This is a genomic window from Streptomyces sp. NBC_01257 (genome assembly GCF_035917255.1).
Lineage (GTDB): Bacteria > Actinomycetota > Actinomycetes > Streptomycetales > Streptomycetaceae > Streptomyces.
In genome coordinates this window covers 5129399-5148186 of record NZ_CP108472.1, presented here as the reverse complement: position 1 = coordinate 5148186, position 18788 = coordinate 5129399, and the positions used below count along the sequence as shown (strand labels likewise).

At 71.8% G+C, this 18788-nt stretch carries 17 protein-coding genes; 9 read left to right on the top strand and 8 right to left on the bottom strand.

Translation table 11 applies throughout. From position 1 onward, the window contains the following. Positions 1 to 48 precede the first annotated feature (48 nt). The 4 genes from OG408_RS22230 to OG408_RS22215 form a co-directional block, all read right to left on the bottom strand. Positions 49 to 909, bottom strand: coding sequence for a biotin-dependent carboxyltransferase family protein (locus OG408_RS22230; protein WP_266781158.1), 861 nt, complete (start codon positions 907 to 909; stop codon positions 49 to 51). Beyond that, positions 906 to 1526 (bottom strand): 5-oxoprolinase subunit B family protein, encoded by a 621-nt coding sequence (locus OG408_RS22225; RefSeq protein WP_266786333.1) that lies wholly within the window; start codon positions 1524 to 1526, stop codon positions 906 to 908. The genes OG408_RS22230 and OG408_RS22225 overlap by 4 nt, the downstream gene beginning before the upstream one ends. Before the next feature lie 44 nt (positions 1527 to 1570). Continuing rightward, positions 1571 to 2320 (bottom strand): LamB/YcsF family protein, encoded by a 750-nt coding sequence (locus OG408_RS22220; protein WP_326674575.1) that lies wholly within the window; start codon positions 2318 to 2320, stop codon positions 1571 to 1573. A gap of 94 nt (positions 2321 to 2414) precedes the next feature. Then, the gene (locus tag OG408_RS22215; protein WP_266781156.1) at positions 2415 to 3068 is read right to left on the bottom strand and encodes a maleylpyruvate isomerase family mycothiol-dependent enzyme; all 654 of its coding nucleotides are present in this window, start codon (positions 3066 to 3068) and stop codon (positions 2415 to 2417) included. Between the two features lie 101 nt (positions 3069 to 3169). On the opposite strand from OG408_RS22215, the gene OG408_RS22210 reads away from it, so the two are divergent. The 3 genes from OG408_RS22210 (at position 3170) to OG408_RS22200 (ending at position 5918) form a co-directional block, all read left to right on the top strand. Next, positions 3170 to 3844 (top strand): HD domain-containing protein, encoded by a 675-nt coding sequence (locus OG408_RS22210; RefSeq protein ID WP_326671556.1) that lies wholly within the window; start codon positions 3170 to 3172, stop codon positions 3842 to 3844. 130 nt (positions 3845 to 3974) lie between these two features. Beyond that, positions 3975 to 5210, top strand: a complete 1236-nt coding sequence (locus OG408_RS22205; RefSeq protein WP_266781152.1) for a Cmx/CmrA family chloramphenicol efflux MFS transporter — start codon at positions 3975 to 3977, stop codon at positions 5208 to 5210. 78 nt (positions 5211 to 5288) lie between these two features. Then, entirely contained in the window at positions 5289 to 5918 is a 630-nt protein-coding gene (locus tag OG408_RS22200; RefSeq protein WP_326671553.1) for an SMI1/KNR4 family protein, read from the top strand. A gap of 84 nt (positions 5919 to 6002) precedes the next feature. Here the strand turns inward: OG408_RS22200 and OG408_RS22195 are convergent, their stop codons facing one another. The 3 genes from OG408_RS22195 to OG408_RS22185 form a co-directional block, all read right to left on the bottom strand. Next, complete coding sequence (locus OG408_RS22195; protein WP_326671551.1) at positions 6003 to 9866, bottom strand: DNRLRE domain-containing protein; 3864 nt, start codon at positions 9864 to 9866, stop codon at positions 6003 to 6005. Positions 9867 to 10226: 360 nt separating this feature from the next. Beyond that, positions 10227 to 10499, bottom strand: a complete 273-nt coding sequence (locus OG408_RS22190) for a DUF4031 domain-containing protein (protein WP_266781146.1) — start codon at positions 10497 to 10499, stop codon at positions 10227 to 10229. Beyond that, positions 10496 to 10864 carry a hypothetical protein gene (locus OG408_RS22185; RefSeq protein ID WP_266781144.1) on the bottom strand — a complete coding sequence of 123 codons (369 nt, stop codon included), beginning with the start codon at positions 10862 to 10864 and terminating at the stop codon, positions 10496 to 10498. Before OG408_RS22185 ends, OG408_RS22190 begins: the two co-directional genes overlap by 4 nt. A gap of 119 nt (positions 10865 to 10983) precedes the next feature. Here OG408_RS22185 and OG408_RS22180 point away from each other — a divergent pair, with 119 nt between their 5' ends. The 3 genes from OG408_RS22180 to OG408_RS22170 all read left to right on the top strand — a co-directional run bounded on the left by OG408_RS22180 (position 10984) and on the right by OG408_RS22170 (position 14527). Further along, complete coding sequence (locus OG408_RS22180) at positions 10984 to 11901, top strand: MurR/RpiR family transcriptional regulator (RefSeq protein WP_266781142.1); 918 nt, start codon at positions 10984 to 10986, stop codon at positions 11899 to 11901. A 73-nt stretch (positions 11902 to 11974) separates the two neighbouring features. Further along, positions 11975 to 12940 (top strand): N-acetylmuramic acid 6-phosphate etherase, encoded by a 966-nt coding sequence (gene murQ, locus OG408_RS22175; RefSeq protein ID WP_266781140.1) that lies wholly within the window; start codon positions 11975 to 11977, stop codon positions 12938 to 12940. 42 nt (positions 12941 to 12982) lie between these two features. Next, positions 12983 to 14527, top strand: coding sequence for a PTS transporter subunit EIIC (locus OG408_RS22170; protein ID WP_326671548.1), 1545 nt, complete (start codon positions 12983 to 12985; stop codon positions 14525 to 14527). A gap of 30 nt (positions 14528 to 14557) precedes the next feature. Here OG408_RS22170 and OG408_RS22165 read toward each other — a convergent pair whose 3' ends face one another. Next, positions 14558 to 14884, bottom strand: coding sequence for a DUF6059 family protein (locus OG408_RS22165; protein WP_285572999.1), 327 nt, complete (start codon positions 14882 to 14884; stop codon positions 14558 to 14560). Positions 14885 to 15003: 119 nt separating this feature from the next. On the opposite strand from OG408_RS22165, the gene OG408_RS22160 reads away from it, so the two are divergent. From OG408_RS22160 to OG408_RS22150, 3 genes are all read left to right on the top strand, one after another. Next, positions 15004 to 15177 (top strand): hypothetical protein, encoded by a 174-nt coding sequence (locus OG408_RS22160; protein WP_266781135.1) that lies wholly within the window; start codon positions 15004 to 15006, stop codon positions 15175 to 15177. Beyond that, positions 15174 to 17501 (top strand): TOMM precursor leader peptide-binding protein, encoded by a 2328-nt coding sequence (locus tag OG408_RS22155; protein ID WP_326671544.1) that lies wholly within the window; start codon positions 15174 to 15176, stop codon positions 17499 to 17501. Before OG408_RS22160 ends, OG408_RS22155 begins: the two co-directional genes overlap by 4 nt. A 207-nt stretch (positions 17502 to 17708) precedes the next feature. Beyond that, positions 17709 to 18770, top strand: coding sequence for a sensor histidine kinase (locus tag OG408_RS22150; RefSeq protein WP_266781131.1), 1062 nt, complete (start codon positions 17709 to 17711; stop codon positions 18768 to 18770). Positions 18771 to 18788 lie beyond the last annotated feature (18 nt).

Genomic DNA, 18788 nt, shown 5'->3' with positions numbered 1-18788 from the left:
GCAGGCGTGGACGGGCCCGGCGCGGTGTGCGACGGCGCCTGTCCCGTCTCATGCCCGCACGAACCGCACCACCGTCCCGGCCACCGCCTGCGCCGCCGCGGCCAGCGCGGATTCCGGTACGACGCCCACCACCGGGTATCCGCCCGTCGTCGGGTGGTCGTTGAGGAACACCACCGGCCGCCCGTCCGGGGGCACCTGGACGGCGCCGAGCACCATGCCCTCGCTGGGCAGTTCGCCCGTGCGGGCGCGCTCCAGGGACGGGCCCTCGGTCCGCAGGCCGATGCGGTTGCTCTGCGGGGAGACGCGGTACGCGGCGGAGGTGAACGTACGCAGGGCGGCGGGCGTGAACCACGTGTGGCGGGGGCCGGGACGGACGGGGAGCACGAGTGTGTCGGGCACGCCCGGCCACGGCACCGCCTCGCCGCTGTGGACGCGGCCGGACGGGGGCGCGCCCAGCGGGAGGACGTCCCCGTCGCGCAGGGGTGCCGGGCCCAGCCCGGAGAGCAGGTCGGCTGACCTGCTGCCGAGCACCGGCCGCGGCCGCAGGCCGCCCGCGAACGCCAGGTAGCCGCGCAGCCCGTACGCGGCGGGGCCGGCGTCCAGCACCGCGCCCGCCGGCACCCGCACCGCGGCCCCCCACGCCACCGGCCGCCCGTCGACCGTCACCCGGCAGGGCGCGCCGCCGACGACGACCCGCACGGCGCGGTCCGGGCGGACGGCGCAGCCGGTGGCGGTCGTCTCCAGGAGCGCGGCGGTCACGGGGTTGCCGGCCAGCCGGTTGGCGAGCCGGGCGGACGGTGCGTCCAGGGCGCCCGCCCGTCCCACGCCCAGGTGCGCGTGGCCGAACCGCCCCTCGTCCTGCACGGTGGTCAGGACGCCGGCGCGGACGACCTCCAGTTGCCCGCTCATGCCGCCGCCTCGACGAAACGCACCCGGGCCCCGGGTGTCAGCAGGGCCGCCGGTTCGCGGTCCGGGTTCCACAGCGCGGCCGGGTCCGGCATCCGCCCGATGAGCTGCCAGCCGCCGGGCGACAGCCGCGGGTACACCCCGGTGTAGGGGCCGGCGAGGGCCACCGCTCCGGCCGGGACCCGGGTCCGCGGGGTGGCCCGGCGGGGCACGTGGAGGCGCTCGGGCAGCCCGGTCAGGTACCCGAAGCCGGGGGCGAAGCCGCAGAAGGCGACGCGGAACGCGGTCCCGGCGTGGAGGGGGCCCACCTCGTCGGCGGCGACGCCCCACGCCTCGGCGACGTCGGCCAGGTCCGGGCCGTCGTAGACGACCGGGATCTCCACCGGTTCGCCCGTGTCGCGACGCAGCGGCGGCACCCGCCAGGTCACCATCTCGCGGGCGAGCGCGGCCGGGTCCTGTGCGATGCCGTCCAGCAGGACCGTCCTGGCCCCGGGCACGATCTCGCGCACGCCGGGCAGTTCGCCCTTCCCGCGGCGTCGCAGCAGCTCCGCGTGGAAGGCCTCCGTCTCCTCGCCGGAGCCGAGCTCGACGAGCAGCGCGGCAGGCCCGGCGGTCAGCACGAGGGGCGCGGGTCCGCGCCCCTCCGCGTCCGGGCGGGGCGTGCTCACGTGAACGCCCGGACCGCGACGCCCGCCTCTTCCAGCGCGGCCCGCACCCGCCGCGCGATCAGGGCCGCGCCGGGGGTGTCGCCGTGGACGCACAGGGACCGGGCCACGACCGGGATCCGTACGCCGTCCGCCGCGATCACGCTCCGGTCCACCGCGATCCCGACGCTGCGGCGCACGACCTCGTCCCCGTCGTGCACGACCGCGTCCGCTTCGGTGCGCGGCACGAGCGTGCCCTGCGGGGTGTACGCACGGTCGGCGAAGGCCTCCTCGACCGTGGGCAGTCCCGCTTCGGCGGCGCGTACGAGGAGCCGGGAGCCGGGCAGTCCGAGCACGGTCAGGTCCCCGCCCGCCAGCCGGACGCCCTCGGTCACGGCGGCGGCCTGCGTGTCGTCGTGGACGGCCCGGTTGTAGAGGGCGCCGTGCGGTTTGACGTACGCGACGGTGGCACCGGCCGCCTCGGCGAACACCCGCAGGGCGCCGATCTGGTAGGCCACTTCGGCGGTCAGCTCGTCGGACGGCACGTCCATGGAGCGGCGCCCGAAGCCCGCCAGGTCGCGGTACGAGACCTGTGCGCCGATCCGGACGCCGCGGGCGGCGGCGGTGTCGCAGACCCGCCGCATCACCGAGGGGTCGCCGGCGTGGAAGCCGCATGCCACGTTGGCGCTGGTCACGCACGCGAGGAGCGCCTCGTCGTCGGTGAGGGGCCAGCGCCCGAACCCCTCGCCGAGGTCCGCGTTGAGATCCATGGGGCCGGCCTCGGCCGGTCCGTCGCCCCGGTCCGCCGGCTGCATCAGATTCGTCACGCTGCGCACGTTAGCGCTCACCGCGGCCGGCCGTCCGTCAGAAGACGCACAGCTCGCTCTCCTTCGCGCCCTCCAGCTCGTACCGCGTCCCCACCAGCGGCCGGCCCGCGTACAGCCTGATCAGCGTCGCTCCGTCGCCCCGGTAGCGGGCGGGTGCGCGGCCGTCCTGTTCGGCGCCGAGGACCAGCTCGTCGCCGCCGTCCTCCAACCGCGCGATCAGCAGCGGTGTCTTCTCGCGGCGGGAGCGCGGGCCGAGGAGCCCGAGGGCGTGTCCGAGTCCGGGGCCCCGGTAGGCCCCGTCGAGCCCCCATGCCTCGCGTACGTCCCCGGCGTGCACCCACTCCCCCAGCGCCACCGCGTCCAGCACCCCGCCCGCCCCGGCGATCGCCGCACCGGCCTCGGTCATCCCGCGCTCCAGCTCGTCCAGCACCTGCGCGTCCGTCCAGCCGGCGCGTTCGGCGATGTCGCGGTCGTTGCTCTCGGGGCTGTACACGTCGGGCCCGAACCGGCTCTCCACCACCCGGTCCAGCGCGGAGCTGCAATGCGCGAGCAGATCGCGCACGGTCCAGCCGGGACACGCGGTGCGCAGGGTGAAGTCGCTCGCCGCGGCGGACCGCAGCAGCGGGAGGAGGAGGTCCCGCTCGGTGCGCAGCAGGAGACCGGGCAGCTCGGGATCGCGTTCGTCAGCCATGGGCCCAGCCAACCACCGCGGGCCCGCGCGGACCGGCGTTCCGCACAGATGTGGCGGGCGGCACGGCCCCGACGCGACCGGACACCCCTACGCTCGTCCCCATGGACGACACCGCTCAGGGCACCCGCAGCACCGACGACGCCGGGCTCCGCGTCCGCTGGCGCGACTCCCTGACCGCCGCGCGGGCCGGCGGGCCGGGCCCCGACCCGTTGCCGTACGCCGACAACCTGCTGGCCCGCTGGGCCGAACCCCAGCGCAGGTACCACACCACCGCGCACCTGGCGGCGGTCCTGGACCGCATCGACACGCTCGCCGGTCATGCCGCCGACGCGGACGCGGTACGGCTCGCCGCCTGGTTCCACGACGCGGTGTACCGGCCCGACCGGACCGAGAACGAGGAGCGCAGCGCCGTGCTCGCCGAGCGCGCCCTGCCCGAGGCCGGGGTGCCCGCTACGACCACCACCGAGGTCGCCCGGCTGGTCCGGCTCACGGTCTCGCACGACCCGGCGGACGGCGACACCAACGGCGAGGTGCTGTGCGACGCGGACCTCGCGATCCTGGCCGCGTCACCGAAGGAGTACGCGGAGTACGCGTCCCGGGTGCGCGAGGAGTACGGCTTCGTCCCGGACGAGGCGTTCCGGGAGGGGCGGGCGGCGGTGCTGCGGCAGCTCCTGGAGCTGCCGCGGCTGTTCCGTACGCCGCACGGGGCGGCGGAGTGGGAGCCGAGGGCGCGGCACAACCTGCTGACGGAGCTGGAGCTGCTCGCCTCGCACTGAGCGGGCGGGGCCTCTTTCCGGCCGGCCGGAAGGAGCCGGTGAACGAGGCCGGGGAACGGGCCGGGGAATGCGACGGTCTGTTCCGCTGTTGGCACCTGTCATGCCCGACTCTGCCGCTAGCCGCTCCCGCATGCCCCTGGCCGTGTACATCCTGGGACTCTCGGTCTTCGCTCTCGGTACGAGCGAGTTCATGCTCTCCGGGCTGCTGCCGCCCATCGCCGATGACATGAACGTGTCGATCCCGCGCGCGGGTCTCCTCATATCCGCGTTCGCGATAGGCATGGTGGTGGGCGCCCCGCTGCTCGCCGTCGCCACGCTCCGGCTGCCGCGCCGCACCACGCTCATCGCGCTGATCTCGGTCTTCGGCCTCGGGCAGGTCGCGGGCGCGCTCGCGCCGACGTACGAGATCCTCTTCGCCTCCCGGGTGATCAGCGCCTTCGCCTGCGCCGGGTTCTGGGCGGTGGGCGCCGCCGTCGCCATCGCGATGGTGCCGGTGAACTCGCGCGCCCGTGCGATGGCCGTGATGATCGGCGGGCTCTCGATCGCGAACGTCCTGGGTGTGCCGCTGGGGGCCTTCCTCGGCGAGAACCTGGGCTGGCGCTCGGCGTTCTGGGCGGTCGGCGCGGCCTCCGCGGTGGCCCTGGCCGGGGTGGCGACGATGATCCCCCGCATCCCGCTCCCGGACGAGAAGCCGCAGCTCAAGCGGGAGATGGCCATCTACCGCGACCGTCAGGTGTGGCTCTCCATCGTGATCACCGCGCTCGCGGCGGGCGGGGTGTTCTGCGCGTTCAGCTATCTGGCGCCGCTGCTGACGGACGTCGCCGGTCTCGACTCGGGCTGGGTGCCGACCGTGCTCGCGCTGTTCGGGGTCGGTGCGCTGATCGGTACGACGATCGGCGGCCGGGTCGCGGACGCGCACCTCTTCGGGGTGCTGCTGAGCGGCATCACGGCGTCGACGGTGTTCCTGGCCGCGCTGGCGCTGTTCGCGTCGAGCCAGGTCGCGGTGATCGTGCTGGCGTTCCTGCTGGGTCTGTCGGCGTTCTTCACCGCTCCGGCGCTGAACGCCCGGATGTTCAACGTCGCGGGCGCCGCCCCGACCCTGGCGGGTGCGACGACGACCGCCGCGTTCAACCTGGGCAACACGGGTGGCCCGTGGCTGGGCGGCACGGTGATCGACCTGGACTTCGGTTTCGCGGCGACCGCGTGGGCGGGGGCGGCGATGACCGTGGTGGCGCTGGTGACGGTGGTGTTCTCGCTGCGGCTGCAGCGCTCCCGCACCTCGGCGTCCCGGCTGGTGGCGGGTGCGCCGGCCGCCGTCGGGGTGCAGGGCAGAGCGGCGGAGGCCGCCTGCCAGAAGGCCGTGTGAGCGGCGGCGGGACAGCGGCCGTGGATTCTTGTCGCCATGCCCGCCCGGCGGACTCCCCCGTTGTCTAGTGTGGGCGGCATGCCGGATCAACAAAATGTAGAAGACGAGGCGGCCCAGGTGCGGGCGGCGTGGACCTGGCTCACGGACTGGCTGGGCGAGAACGCCCCGGGCTCCGCCGCGTCCCTGCGGCCGGGCGCGTCCGATGACCGCGTGGCGCAGGCCGAACAGCGGCTGGGTTTCACCCTGCCCGCCTCCCTGCGCGCCCTGTGGACACTGAACGACGGCGTCGTCCACAGCCGAACCGGCGCGAGCGCCTTCCTGGACGGGCACGGGCCGCTGCCGATCGAGACCGCCCTGGACACTCACGGCGCCCTGTCCGACGCCTGGCCCGACTGGGACCCGCTGTGGCTTCCGTTCACCGCGAACGAGGTGGACGAGCCGTGGAGCGGCGACTTCATCCACTGCGGCACCGGAGCGACCGGTTCCTGGGGCATGGAGGACATGGAGGACGAACCGGGGATGCACGGCGACGGGTCCGGTGGTGCACTGACCCTGCCCGGCATGCTGGCACAGATCGTCGAAGCCCTGCGAGAGGGCACGGGGCCGAGGATCGGCAGCACCAGCGCCCCGGGGATCGTGGACGGCGGCCTGGTGTGGATGGACCCGCGGGACGTGTGGATGCCCGGCTGGACGCCGCTGCACCCCTGACCGTCGCCACCCCGGCGGAACCGCGGGTGGAGCGGATCCCGGTTCGGCCGGGGTTCCGCTCCACCCTTGGTGTGTGCGCCGGGCCTAGGGAATGGTGTCCGGGTCCAGATCAGTGATCTCGCACGTGACGACGTCCTTCTTGATGGCTTCCCCGCAGCCGAGGTCGGCCATGGGTGCGTACACGTAGTACGCGTCCTGGTCGAGCATGCGGTGTGCCTTGGCGAACGCACCGAACGGCGCCATCGAGCCGGAGTTCACACTCAGCGCCATCGACGACCGGCCGCAGTTGATGTTCTTCCAGTCCGGCTCGGGGTAGCGCCCGTCGTCCCGCAGATGGATCTTGCCGTCGTCGGCCAGACCCTCGTACGTCTGGACGCACTGGGCCCCGTTGTCGACGGCGTACGAGGTGATGCCCGACGGAACCATGTTCGCGGGCATACCGGCCGACTCGTAGGTGGAGTTGAAGGAGAACTCGTCGCAGGACGGCGTGTCCCGCTTCGGGTGGTTGTACTGCTTCACGGCCTTCCTGGTCAGGCCGTGCGGCTCGAAGCCGTTGGCGCCGCTCCGGCCGCAGATCTTGTTGCGGTTCGCGTTGGCCCCCCGGTCGTACGCGTTGCGCTGGTTGGCCTTGTGCTCCGCCTTCGCCGTCATCGGCAGGTAGTGCAGCGGGGAGGACGGCCAGCTGCCCGGGTAGGTGCCGGTGCGCTGCCCGATCTTGCCGGTGATCAGCCAGATGTGCGCCGCGGCGGCCGGGAACTCATTGCCCTTGATCACATAGCCGGGCACGTAGTCGGGGAACACACAGCCGGGCGGCATACCGATGTCGGCGAAGTCGCAGCGCGCCTCGGCCTCGAAGATGCTGTCGCCGCTGACGCCGACGTCGGAGTCCTCGTCGGCCGCGGCGCCGTTGAAATCGGGGCCGAAGAAGCTGATCGGCATGGTGCGGGAGCGAGCGTTGTCCTTGCGGGACTTGCCGTCCCAGCCACTGCCGTTGGCCCCGCCGTTCTGGTCGTTCTTGACGTCGTACGTCATGGTGGCGGTCCCGGTCACTTCATGGCTGTCGTACTCCTTGGCGCCCTTCCAGGTCGTCGACCCGTCCCAGGTGAAGGCCGGGACGCCGGTACAGCCGAAGTCGCACCGGGGGGTGAATCCGATCTCGATGTCGTTCTTCATCGCCGGGGTGGGCGGCGGCGCCGTCTTCGGGCGGATCCGCGACCAGAACTTGATGTCCGGTGACTTGGTGTCGGTCTTGATCTGGACGTCGATGAAGAAGTCGGCCTGCGTCAGGCGCTTCTTCGTCTTCTTGTCGTAGGTGTAGTACTCGTAGTACGCGGCCATGCACATCTTCGTGCGGTTGAACCAGCCCCACTGCGCGTTGTCCGGGTTCGGGGTCCCGTCCGGGTTGACCCCCGAGCACTCCGGAAGCAGTTCCGTGCCGGCGCGCGGTGCGACCGGTGCGGCGTCGAGCCGCTCGGTGACGACCGACGGCTCGGTGGCCGGACCGCCCTTGGACGTACGCGGCTTCAGCACACCGCAGGAGACGGTTCCGTCACCCCGGTCGGTGCACTTCGGTGCCGTGCTCCTGAGAGCGGCGGTCGCCCATCCGGGGATCTGCTGCCACTCGCCGGTGGCCTTCCACTTGCCGTCGCTGTACGCCGGCTTGTCGGGCAGCGTGATGTCCACGACATGGTTCGTACGGACCTGGCCACCGGCAAGGAACCCGTAGGTGCCCGTGGCACCGACGTTGTCCGCGCGGTCGACCGTCTGCACCTCGACGTGGTGCGCGCCGTCCGCGCCGGGGGTCGCGGTGAACGAGCCGGTGGTGCCGGTCGTCGGCGCGCTCTGCCACTCCGGGGCGACCGCGCGTGCGGTGGGCCGGGTCGGCGGCCTGGGAGAGTCCCCGCCCTCCGCGTCGGGGGACTCGTCGGTGCCGTCCAGCAGGCCGGGGTCGTCGTCCTCGGGCAGTTCGCCGTCGACGCGGTAGCGGATCTGCTGCGCGCCGTCGTCGCCCGTGTCCACGTCGAACGTGCCCTGGACTCCCGTGCCGCCTCCGCGTCCGTCGTCCGGATAGGTCGCGGAGCCGATCGCGGCCGGCTCACCGGGGGCGATGGTGTCGACGGCGAACTCGCGCCACGGAGACCAGCCGAGGTTGTAGTGGGTGCCGTCGTAGGCGTTGGTGCGGAACTTGTACGTCCTGCCGTCCTTCAGCTGACCGGCCGGGACCTTCACGCTCGCCCAGGAGCCGGGGGCGACGTAGTCCGAGACGATCGCGCCGTCACCCGCAGGTGTGGTGATGGGCTTGTTCGTCGCGGCGTCGTAGACCTGGAAGGTCCCGTTGACCTTGTCGCCGTCCGCGTCGGCGAACTTGTCCCGCAGGGTCGGGGTGGTGGAGTTGACGGCCCACACCCCGGCGTAGGACTTGAACGGCGCACCGGCCTGCTGCGCGCTGCCGTCACCCGGCCGGAAGTTGTAGTTGACCGTGAGCTTGGGCTGGTTGGCCGTCGCGTTGCGGCTGTTGACGCGCTTCCAGGCCTTGGTGTCGTCGGACACGGCACGCACGCCCATGTGGCCGGCGGTCTGCTTGCCCGATGCCCACACCTTCGCCAGCTCGGTCACATCGGCCTTGATCCAGCCGTCCGCCGTGGAGGGGCATCCCGCCGGGTATCCGGCGGTCTGGGTGCCGGTGGCGTACTGCTGCATCCACTCGGGCTGCTTCGTCCACCGGGAGGCGGAGGACCCGGCACCGGTGTTCCACACCGTCCAGCCCTGCGCCTTGCAGTCGGTGGCACCGGAGTGGAAGTTGTACAGCTGCACACTCGCCGAGGAGACGAGCGCGTCGGCGAAGGGCGCGGTGTTCCACGTCATCAGCGTCCGCGCGGTACGCGGCGTGCCGTCGGCGTTGACCGTGCCGGGGTTGCCGAAGTCGAGCTCGGTCTCCGAGCCCAGGTCGGTGGTCTCGCCCTGCTGCACATAGGTGTCGAACGTGTTCCCGAGCGCGGAGGTCGACGGGTCCACGGTGACCGGGTACTCCGTCGCCGGGTCCGCGAGGAACTCCGCGTCCGGGGTCACGACGAGGTCGATGTTCCCGCCGCCGTTGTCGACGACCTCCATGCCGACCCGGGCACGGTTCTCGTGCCTGCCGGAGATCTTGTCCACGCTCGCGTCCCACATGACGGGGGCGGGCATGGTGGCCTTGGGCGCACCGGTCCTGGCATCGGTGAACCGCACCGAGCCGTCCTTCTGCGCCGCCGCCTTGAGGCCCTTCGCCTTCAGCGGCAGCGTGTAGGTGTAGGCGCCGGCCGCCGGCGCGGAGTCGAGCCGCACGAACTGCTCGAAGCCGGTGCGGGTGGCCTCCACGATCACGTCGGCGCCGGGCACGGCGTCCTTGTACGTGGCGCGGGTGCCCTCCAGGACGGGCTTGGGCAGACCGCCCTTCCACTGCATCGTCACCTGCTCGGCACCGGTGCCGAGGGTGACCAGGTCACGGCCTGCGGCGTCGTTGGCGGCCTGCAGCGATTTCGCGCGGGTGCCACCGCCCGGGGCGAGTCGCAGGCCCTCGGGGTGCGCCTTCGCCGCGACCATGCCACCGGTCTCGGTGAGAGTGGCGTCGACGTCGATCCACTTGCCGTCGCGCTGCATCCGTTCGGGCCCGGTGGTGACCTCTGAGGTCAGCGTCCCGTCGGGGTTGGCGTAGGTGAGGCTGGTGGGTGTGGTCTCGTCCGGGACGAGGGTCTTCCTGCCCGTCCTCGCGGCCTCTGCCAGCGCCCACGGGATGCCGCCCCTGGAGTGCCGTGCGGCCCAGGCGAGGTCGGAGGCCTCGATGTCCTCGGCGGCCGGCCGTATCGCCGCGGCCGTGGACCTGGGGCTCTCCGCGGCCGAGGCCCCGGGAGGGGCCACCGCGAGCGGTACCGCGGTGGCCAGTGCTGCCCCGATCGCGATCAGGGGCACGGTGCTTAGTTTTCCCGCTCTGCTTCTTTTTCCCGTGCTGCTTCTTTTGACTGTGCTGCCGCTCAAAGGCTGTTGATCTCCTGGTTGCAGGGTGTCGCGCCGCCCGTCTGTTTACGGGGAGTTGACATCCGGCAGCAAGAGAAGAAATCAGGAGGATCAGCCGAAGCCGGAGGTTGTGGACGTGACGCCCGACACGGCCCTGGAGAGTTGCAGGCCGAATCATCCGAACTGCCGCCTTCAGAAAGGGGATTGCCTGGAGGGGTCGACAAGTCGCCGGGCGATTCCACCCCTGATCCGGTAACTTGGCGTCAGATTTCGGGAATGGGGGCTTACCGGCGTCGGCCGTCCTCGCCCCCGGCGCTACCGCGGCGCCGGCCGGCCCTTCGGGCGGCGCAGGCCCGCATCGGTGATCCGGCGGACCAGCTCCTTGGAGCCGATCTGCCGGGCGCCGGCCCGGACCGCGTCCTCGTACCGGGCCTCCGGCACGTCGTAGTGGTCCCGCTCGAAGGCCCGCTCCGGGCAGCCGATGGACGCGGCGAAGGCGTGCAGCTCCTCGAACGAGACGTCGCTGACCAGGTGCGACCAGAGCCGTCCGTGGCCCGGCCAGTCCGGCGGATCGATGTAGACGGTCACGGGCGCGGTATCCCGCCGAGCGATCCGACCGGGGCGACCGCGACGGTGGCCTTCGTGCAGACCCAGTGCGGGTCGGGACCGAGCTCCGGCTCGACGTCGAGTGCGTGCGGGTCGCCCGCGTCGCAGACCGGGCAGAGCGGCCAGCGGCCGTACTCCTCCAGCAGCGCGTCCTGGACGTCCTGGGCGACGAGGCCGACGACGAACTCCACCCCCTCCGGCCATTGCTCCACCCACCATCGCCGGTGCGTCACGGCGTCCTCGACCATCGAGACGATCTGCGCCTCGGCGACGTCTCCGGCGGCCAGGTCGGCCATGACAAGGGCGCGGGCGGTGTGCAGCGCCTGCTCCAGGGGGTTCGGCTCCATACCTCCATTGTCCACCTGCGCACCGGAGCCCCCGCCCGTGCCGCCGGAGGCCGGAAACCGCCAGAGGTCAGGACCAAAGGGGGGTTGACGGACCCCGGGGTTGAAAATATCTTTCAAAGGTGACCAATGACCTGAAGGAAAGTTTCAGCGCTGATTCGCCGCCCGCCCCGGCAGCCCTCGCGGCCAAGGTGCGGACGCTCGCGCCGTCCATGACCCGCTCGATGCAGCGGGTCGCCGAGGCCGTCGCCGGTGACCCGGCCGGCTGCGCTGCCCTGACGGTCACCGGTCTCGCCGAGCTCACCGGCACCAGCGAGGCGACCGTGGTCCGCACCGCCCGCCTCCTCGGCTACCCCGGCTACCGCGACCTGCGCCTCGCGCTCGCCGGTCTCGCCGCCCACCAGCAGTCCGGCCGGGCCCCCGCCGTGACCGCCGACATAGCGGTCGACGACCCGATCGCCGACGTGGTCGCCAAGCTGGCCTACGACGAGCAGCAGACCCTCGCCGACACGGCCGCCGGGCTCGACACGGTCCAGCTCGGTGCCGCCGTGGCCGCAGCCGCCACCGCCCGCCGGATCGACATCTACGGCGTGGGCGCCTCCTCGCTCGTCGGCCAGGACCTGGCCCAGAAGCTGGCCCGTATCGGCCTGATCGCGCACTCCCACATGGACCCGCACCTCGCGGTGACCAACGCGGTGCAGATGCGCGCGGGCGACGTGGCCATCGCGATCACCCACTCCGGCTCGACGGGCGACGTCATCGAGCCGCTGCGGGTCGCCTTCGACCGCGGCGCGACCACGATCGCGATCACCGGCCGCCCCGACGGACCGGTCACGCAGTACGCCGACCACGTGCTGACCACGTCCACCGCCCGCGAGAGCGAGCTGCGCCCGGCGGCCATGTCGAGCCGCACGAGCCAGCTCCTGGTCGTCGACTGCCTGTTCATAGGAGTCGCGCAGCGTACGTACGAGACGGCGGCCCCGGCCCTCGCCGCCTCCTACGAGGCGCTGGCCCACCGCCACAACCCGCGCACCCGCTGACCTCACCGAGGCACCCGCACCCGCACCCGCACCCGCAGAACCGCACGAGTTCAAGAAAGCAGAGCCGCTCTCCATGACCTCCCTCACCGACGCCGACGCCACCGCTCCCGACGGATACGGCGAACTTCGCGCCCAGCTCGCCACCCTCACGACCGAGGCGTTCCGCCCCGAGCTCGCCGAGATCGACCAGCTGCCCACCTCGGAGATAGCCCGGATCATGAACGGCGAGGACCAGACCGTCCCCGCCGCCGTCGCCGCCCGGCTGCCCGAGATCTCCGCCGCGATCGACGCCACCGCGGCGCGCATGGCCCGCGGCGGACGGCTGATCTACGCGGGCGCCGGCACCGCCGGCCGGCTCGGTGTCCTGGACGCCAGCGAGTGCCCGCCCACCTTCAACACCGACCCCGCCGACGTGGTCGGTCTGATCGCGGGCGGACCGTCCGCGATGGTCACCGCTGTCGAGGGTGCCGAGGACAGCAAGGAGCTGGCCGCAGCCGACCTCGACGCGCTGGGCCTGACCGCCGACGACACGGTGGTCGGCATCTCCGCCTCCGGCCGTACGCCGTACGCGATCGGGGCCGTCGAGCACGCCCGCACCAAGGGCGCGCTGACCATCGGCCTGTCCTGCAACGCGGACTCCGCGCTGGGCGCGGCCGCCGAGCACCCCGTCGAGGTCGTCGTCGGCCCGGAGCTGCTCACCGGCTCGACCCGCCTCAAGGCGGGCACGGCGCAGAAGCTCGTGCTCAACATGGTCTCGACGATCACGATGATCCGGCTCGGCAAGACGTACGGAAACCTCATGGTCGACGTCCGCGCCTCCAACGAGAAGCTGCGCGCCCGCTCGCGCCGGATCGTCTCGCTGGCCACCGGTGCCTCGGACGCCGAGATCGAGGCCGCGCTCGCCGCGACCGACGGCGAGGTGAAGAACGCCATCCTGACCATCCTCGGCCAGGTCGACGGTCCCACCGCCGCGACGCTGCTGTCCGCGTCGGACGGCCACCTCCGGGCCGCGCTCGCCGCCGCCCCGCGCACCACCTGACCCCCTGCTCCACCTCCCCCGCACAGCAAGGCACCACGCACCATGGCTACAGAAGACAAGAACCGCGCCACTGCCGCCGCGATCCTTCCGCTCGTCGGTGGCGCCGCGAACGTCAGCTCCATCGCCCACTGCATGACCCGGCTCCGGCTCGGGCTGCATGACCGTTCGCTCGTCCAGGACGAGGCTCTGAAGGCCGTTCCGGCCGTCATGGGTGTGGTCGAGGACGACACGTACCAGATCGTTCTCGGTCCCGGTACGGTCGCCCGCGTCACCCCCGAGTTCGAGAAGCTCGTCGAGGAGGGGAAGACCGCGGCCCCGGCGGCCGCCCCGGCCCCGGCCTCCGCCGCCCCGCTCACCGCGGAGGAGCTGGCCGCTCAGGGCGCCGAGATGAGGGCGGCCCGGAAGGCGAAGAACGCCACCCCGTTCAAACTGTTCCTGCGCCGGATCGCCAACATCTTCGTGCCGCTGATCCCGGCCCTGATCGGCTGCGGCATCATCGCGGGCCTCAACGGGCTGCTGGTCAACCTCGGCTGGCTGACGTCCGTCACCCCGGCCCTGGCGGCCATGGCGTCCGGCTTCATGGCGCTGATCGCGGTCTTCGTCGGCTACAACACGGCGAAGGAGTTCGGCGGCACGCCGATCCTCGGCGGCGCGGTCGCGGCCATCATCGTCTTCCCGGGCGTCGCGAACATCGAGGCGTTCGGCCAGAAGCTCTCCCCCGGCCAGGGCGGCGTCCTCGGCGCCCTGGGCGCGGCGGTGCTCGCGGTGTACGTGGAGAAGTGGTGCCGCCGCTGGGTCCCGGAGGCGCTGGACGTCCTCGTCACCCCGACGCTGACGGTCCTGATCTCCGGCCTGGTGACGATCTTCGGTCTGATGTACGTGGCCGGTGAGGTCTCCACCGCCATCGGCACGGCCGCCGACTGGCTGCTCTCCAACGGCGGCGCGGGCGCGGGTCTGATCCTCGGCGGCTTCTTCCTGCCGCTGGTCATGCTGGGGCTGCACCAGGCGCTGATCCCGATCCACACCACCCTGATCGAGCAGCAGGGCTACACGGTCCTGCTGCCGATCCTCGCCATGGCCGGTGCCGGCCAGGTCGGCGCGGCCATCGCGGTCTACTTCCGTCTGCCGCGCAACGAGTCGATCCGCCGGACCATCAAGTCCGCGCTGCCCGCCGGCTTCCTGGGCGTCGGCGAGCCGCTGATCTACGGTGTCTCGCTGCCGCTGGGCCGTCCGTTCGTCACGGCGTGCGTGGGCGGTGCCTTCGGCGGCGCGTTCATCGGCTTCTTCAACCAGCTCGGTGACGCGGTGGGCTCCACGGCCATCGGCCCGTCCGGCTGGGCCCTGTTCCCGCTAGTCGACGGCAACCACGGCCTGGGCGTGACCATCGCGATCTACGCGGGCGGCCTGGTCGTCGGCTATCTGGCGGGCTTCGTCGCCACGTACTTCTTCGGCTTCAGCAAGGACCTGCTGGCGGAGTTCAACGTCTCGCAGGAGCCGGCCGGCTCCACGGTCGCGGCCGCCTCCACGGCTCCGGCGGCCTCCGCCACCGGCCCCGACACCCCGATGAAGGAACCCGCGGGCGTCTGACCTCCCGTCCCCACCACAACGGCCGCCGGCTCAGCGCTCCAGATCGCTGAGCTGGCGGTCGAGTGCGATCTCCACCGCGCTCAGCGGAATGTCCGGCCGCAGCCGCTCCAGTTCACACGGGTGCGGCGGTGGCGGCGGACAATCGGGGATGTGCACCCAGATCCGGCCGGCCGCGATCAGCGCGCGGTAGAAACTGCGCACCAGACGGGCGCCGAATCCGCACAAAGGACGACGCATCGACGGGCTCACCTCTTCTGCCGGCGCGGACGGACTGCCGACGATGCCGCACATGACTTGGATGGCGCTAAAGGGCGTTCGGCCGATCGGCCCCATGTGCGTGAGAACTTCACGCTCCACGGATGACGGGGCCACTGTCTGGCCCGGAGCGCTTTATCGCAGAATCGTCGCGAAGCAACACCGGCTCACATCTCCAGCACAGACCCTCATCCCTTAGTAGAGGAAAGGTTCGTGTATCCATGGACAACGTCATATCGACCGGCGTTCGGAACCTGGACGAGATCACCGCACCGCCCGCCGGCTCCGGCCCCCGGAATCTTGTGATCGAGCATCTCGATCTCTTCTCCGAACAGCACGTCGCGTTGCTGAGCTGGTGCATCCGCACCGAGTCGATCGAGCCACTCGCGGCATGACCGCGCCGGGGGGAAGAGACGTCCTGGCAGCGATGCCGGACGACGCGCTGGTGGGGTTCAAGCGTCATCTGCACCCCACCGTCGTCCCGGGGGAAGCGACGTACCTGGTGTCCCCCCGGAATGTCACGGCACTCCACGGCGTCCACGCCGAGGTTCTGGTGCCGTTGCTCGACGGCACCCGGAGTGTGCGTTCGGTGCTGCACGCCGCGGCACCGGCGCTCACCGCCGAGGAGGCCGGCAACTCGTTACGGGAACTGACCGGCTCGGGGCTGCTGAATTTCCGCCCGGCACCGTCCGGGAATTCCCCCGCGGCCCTTTCCGATCCGGTGGCCGAGGCCTACTGGGACCTGGCCGGCCTCGACGGCGGCCAGGCCTCCGCGGAACTGGCGAAGTCCAGCGTGCGGATCGTGACGGTCGGGGATCTGAACGCCGAGTCGGTCGGGGACGCCTGCCGGGACTCCCGGATCACGGTGGCGGCCCCCGGCGCCCCCGCCGGGTTCTCCCTCGTCCTGTGCGACGACTACCTGGCGCCCGGGCTGCGCGAGGTGGACGCCGAACACCGGGCGAGCGGCACACCCTGGCTGATCGCGAAGATGTCCGGCGCCGATCCCTGGGTGGGGCCGGTGTTCCGGCCGGACCGGGGCCCGTGCTGGTCCTGCCTCGCGGCCCGGCTGCGCTGCCACCGCGGTTCCGAGCGGCCCGTCCGGCGCGCACTGGGCCTGGACGGGCCGCTCGCCCGGCCGACCGCGTCGCTGGCGGCCGGCCGTTCCATCGCCGTCCACATCGCGGTGCTCGAAACGGCCAAGTGGATGGCCGGTATGCGCTACCCCTCGCAGAACCTCGTCCACACCCTGGACACCCTGCTCCTCCAGGTCCGCACCCACCCCGTGAGCCGGCTGCCGCAGTGCGCGGTCTGCGGCGACCCGGGCACGGTCGCCCGGACCGTACGCGCCCCCTTCGTACCCGTGTCGCGGCCCAAGGCCGATCAGGAGCTGGGCGGCGACCGGGCGCTGACCCCCGAGGAGATGCTCGACCGGTACGGACACCTGGTCAGCCCGGTCACCGGGATCGTCAAGGAGATCCGCCGCGCCCCGCACACCCCGGACTTCGTCAACAGCTATCTGTCCGGCCACAATCTCGCGGTCAGCCCGCACACCCTCGCCGGGCTCCGCTCCGGACTGCGCGCACTCAGCGGCGGCAAGGGGCTCAGCGGCACGGAGGCCCGGACGAGCGCCCTGTGCGAGGCGGTGGAGCGCTACAGCGGCACCCGGCAGGGCGACGAGCCGGTGGTACGGGACAGCTACCGTGCGCTGGGCCCGGCGGCCGTGCACCCCAACTCCTGCCAGCTGTACGACGAGCGGCAGTACCGGACCCGGGAGGCCTGGAACCGGGGCCGCTCCCACTTCCAGTACGTACCCCGGCCGTTCGACGAGGACATGCCGACCGAGTGGACACCCGTGTGGTCGCTGACGGAGCGGACGCAACGGCTGCTGCCCACCTCGATGCTCTACTTCGGGAACGGGTCGCTCGCCGGCGGCGGCACCGGCGACGGGCTGCTGGCCGATTCCAATGGCAACGCCGCGGGCAGCAGCCCCGAGGACGCACTGATCCAGGGGTTCCTGGAAATCGTCGAACGGGACGCGGTCGCCCTGTGGTGGTACAACCGCACACGGCAGCCGGCCGTCGATCTCGACGCCTTCGACGCGCCCTACGTCCGGCGCTTCAGGGACGGCTACCGCAGGATCGGCCGCGAGCTGTGGGTACTCGACCTGACCTCGGACTTCGGGATTCCGGTCATGGCGGCGCTGTCCCGGCGCACCGACAAGCCCGCCCAGGACGTGATCTTCGGTTTCGGCGCCCACTTCGACCCGCGTGTGGCCCTGCGCAGGGCACTGACCGAGATGGGGCAACTGCTGCCGGCGGTGTCCATGGCACGGGCCGATGGCTCGGGTTACGCCCTCGACGATCCGGACCTGTGCACCTGGTGGCACACGGCTACCACTGACAACCAGCCATATCTGCAGCCTGATCCAGGCATATGCGCCCGCACCCCGCGCAGTTGGGTGTACACGCCCCATGCGGACCTGCTGGCCGATGTGGAGCACATCACACGGCTCGTGCGCTCCCGTGGCATGGAGCTTCTGGTGCTCGACCAGACACGCCCCGATCTGGCCATGCCGGTGGTGAAGGTCATCGTGCCGGGCATGCGGCACTTCTGGGCCCGTCTGGGACCCGGCAGGCTGTACCAAGTCCCGGTGGAACTGGGGCGGTTGTCCCGGCCAACCGACTACGGCGCACTCAACCCCATTCCGCTCTTCGTCTGAGACGGAATCCGGCCACTGCCCCTCGGTTCCTTCCCATAGGATCCCCAAAAAGCGCACACAGTTGCGAAAGAGGAGGCTGTGGGAACGGGAACGAGCGACGCGTCAGGCGAGAGAGACAGCCGCCCGGAGGCAATTGCCAACAGGGAAAATCCGCGTAAACACAGCAAGAACCTCCCAGGTCCTTTGCTGGCGCGGGTAATCCTCCGGGTGGCTGTGCTGAGTTATCTGGTCATCATCGCACTCAATATCTTCGCCACGGATCTGCAAGTGGGCGTCAAGGCCCTCGCCGTCGCCGTGCTCGCGGCGGTCTTCGTGATCCAGCTCGTCCACTCCGCACCGGACGCCAACCGGGCGCCGGCCGCGCGCAAGTGCCTCACCCTGGGCACCCAGGCGCTGCTCACCTACCTGCCGGTCCTGTTCTTCGGGGCGCAGTGGGGGTCGATGGCCGGCTTCCTCGCCGGTTCGCTCCTCCTGATGCTGCCGACCCGCGCCGGATGGACTCTTTACGGTCTGGTGGGCGTCAGCATGTTCCTGGCGCCGTTCCTGAAGGGCTACCCGCTCGTCGACACCTTCTACTCGGGGCAGAGCACGCTCCTGACCGGCCTGGTCGTATACGGACTCTCCCGCCTCGCCGAGCTGATCCAGGAGCTGCACAGCGCCCGCGACGAGGTCGCGCGCATGGCGGTGACCCAGGAGCGGCTGCGGTTCGCCCGGGACCTGCACGACCTGCTCGGGTACAGCCTGTCCGCGATCACGCTCAAGAGCGAGCTCATCCACCGGCTGATCCCGAAGCAGCCCGACCGGGCCATGGCGGAGGTCGAGGACGTCCTCTCCATCTCCCGGCAGTCCCTGGCCGATGTCCGCAGGGTCGCCAGCGGCTTCCGGGACATGTCGCTGACCCAGGAGATAGAGATCGCCGAGTCCGTGCTGATAGCGGCTCGCGTGGACGTGGAGGTCAGGGTCGCGATCAGCGACATCAGCCAGCGGATCGAGAACGTCCTCGCGGCGGTGCTGCGCGAGGCGGTGACCAACGTGCTGCGTCACAGCGAGGCCCAGCGGTGCGTCATCGAGGCGTCGCAGGGGGCGGACCGGGTCCGGCTCTCCGTACTCAACGACGGCACCGACCCCGGGCACCGCGACCCGTCGCCGCACAGCGGGAGCGGCCTCGGGAACCTGCAGCTGCGGCTGAGCGAGGTCGGTGGCAGCCTCGTATCGGGGCAGAAGAACAACGGCGGGTTCCAGGTACGGGCCGAGGCGCCCACCGCGTGAGCGGGAATCCGCCCCGGC

Coding starts and splice junctions, on each gene's coding strand:
- OG408_RS22230 (WP_266781158.1), bottom strand. CDS start 909: ATGAGCGGGCAACTGGAGGTCGTCCGCGCCGGCGTCCTGACCACCGTG.
- OG408_RS22220 (WP_326674575.1), bottom strand. CDS start 2,320: ATGGATCTCAACGCGGACCTCGGCGAGGGGTTCGGGCGCTGGCCCCTC.
- OG408_RS22215 (WP_266781156.1), bottom strand. CDS start 3,068: ATGGCTGACGAACGCGATCCCGAGCTGCCCGGTCTCCTGCTGCGCACC.
- OG408_RS22210 (WP_326671556.1), top strand. CDS start 3,170: ATGGACGACACCGCTCAGGGCACCCGCAGCACCGACGACGCCGGGCTC.
- OG408_RS22205 (WP_266781152.1), top strand. CDS start 3,975: ATGCCCCTGGCCGTGTACATCCTGGGACTCTCGGTCTTCGCTCTCGGT.
- OG408_RS22200 (WP_326671553.1), top strand. CDS start 5,289: ATGCCGGATCAACAAAATGTAGAAGACGAGGCGGCCCAGGTGCGGGCG.
- OG408_RS22185 (WP_266781144.1), bottom strand. CDS start 10,864: ATGGAGCCGAACCCCCTGGAGCAGGCGCTGCACACCGCCCGCGCCCTT.
- murQ (WP_266781140.1), top strand. CDS start 11,975: ATGACCTCCCTCACCGACGCCGACGCCACCGCTCCCGACGGATACGGC.
- OG408_RS22170 (WP_326671548.1), top strand. CDS start 12,983: ATGGCTACAGAAGACAAGAACCGCGCCACTGCCGCCGCGATCCTTCCG.
- OG408_RS22160 (WP_266781135.1), top strand. CDS start 15,004: ATGGACAACGTCATATCGACCGGCGTTCGGAACCTGGACGAGATCACC.
- OG408_RS22155 (WP_326671544.1), top strand. CDS start 15,174: ATGACCGCGCCGGGGGGAAGAGACGTCCTGGCAGCGATGCCGGACGAC.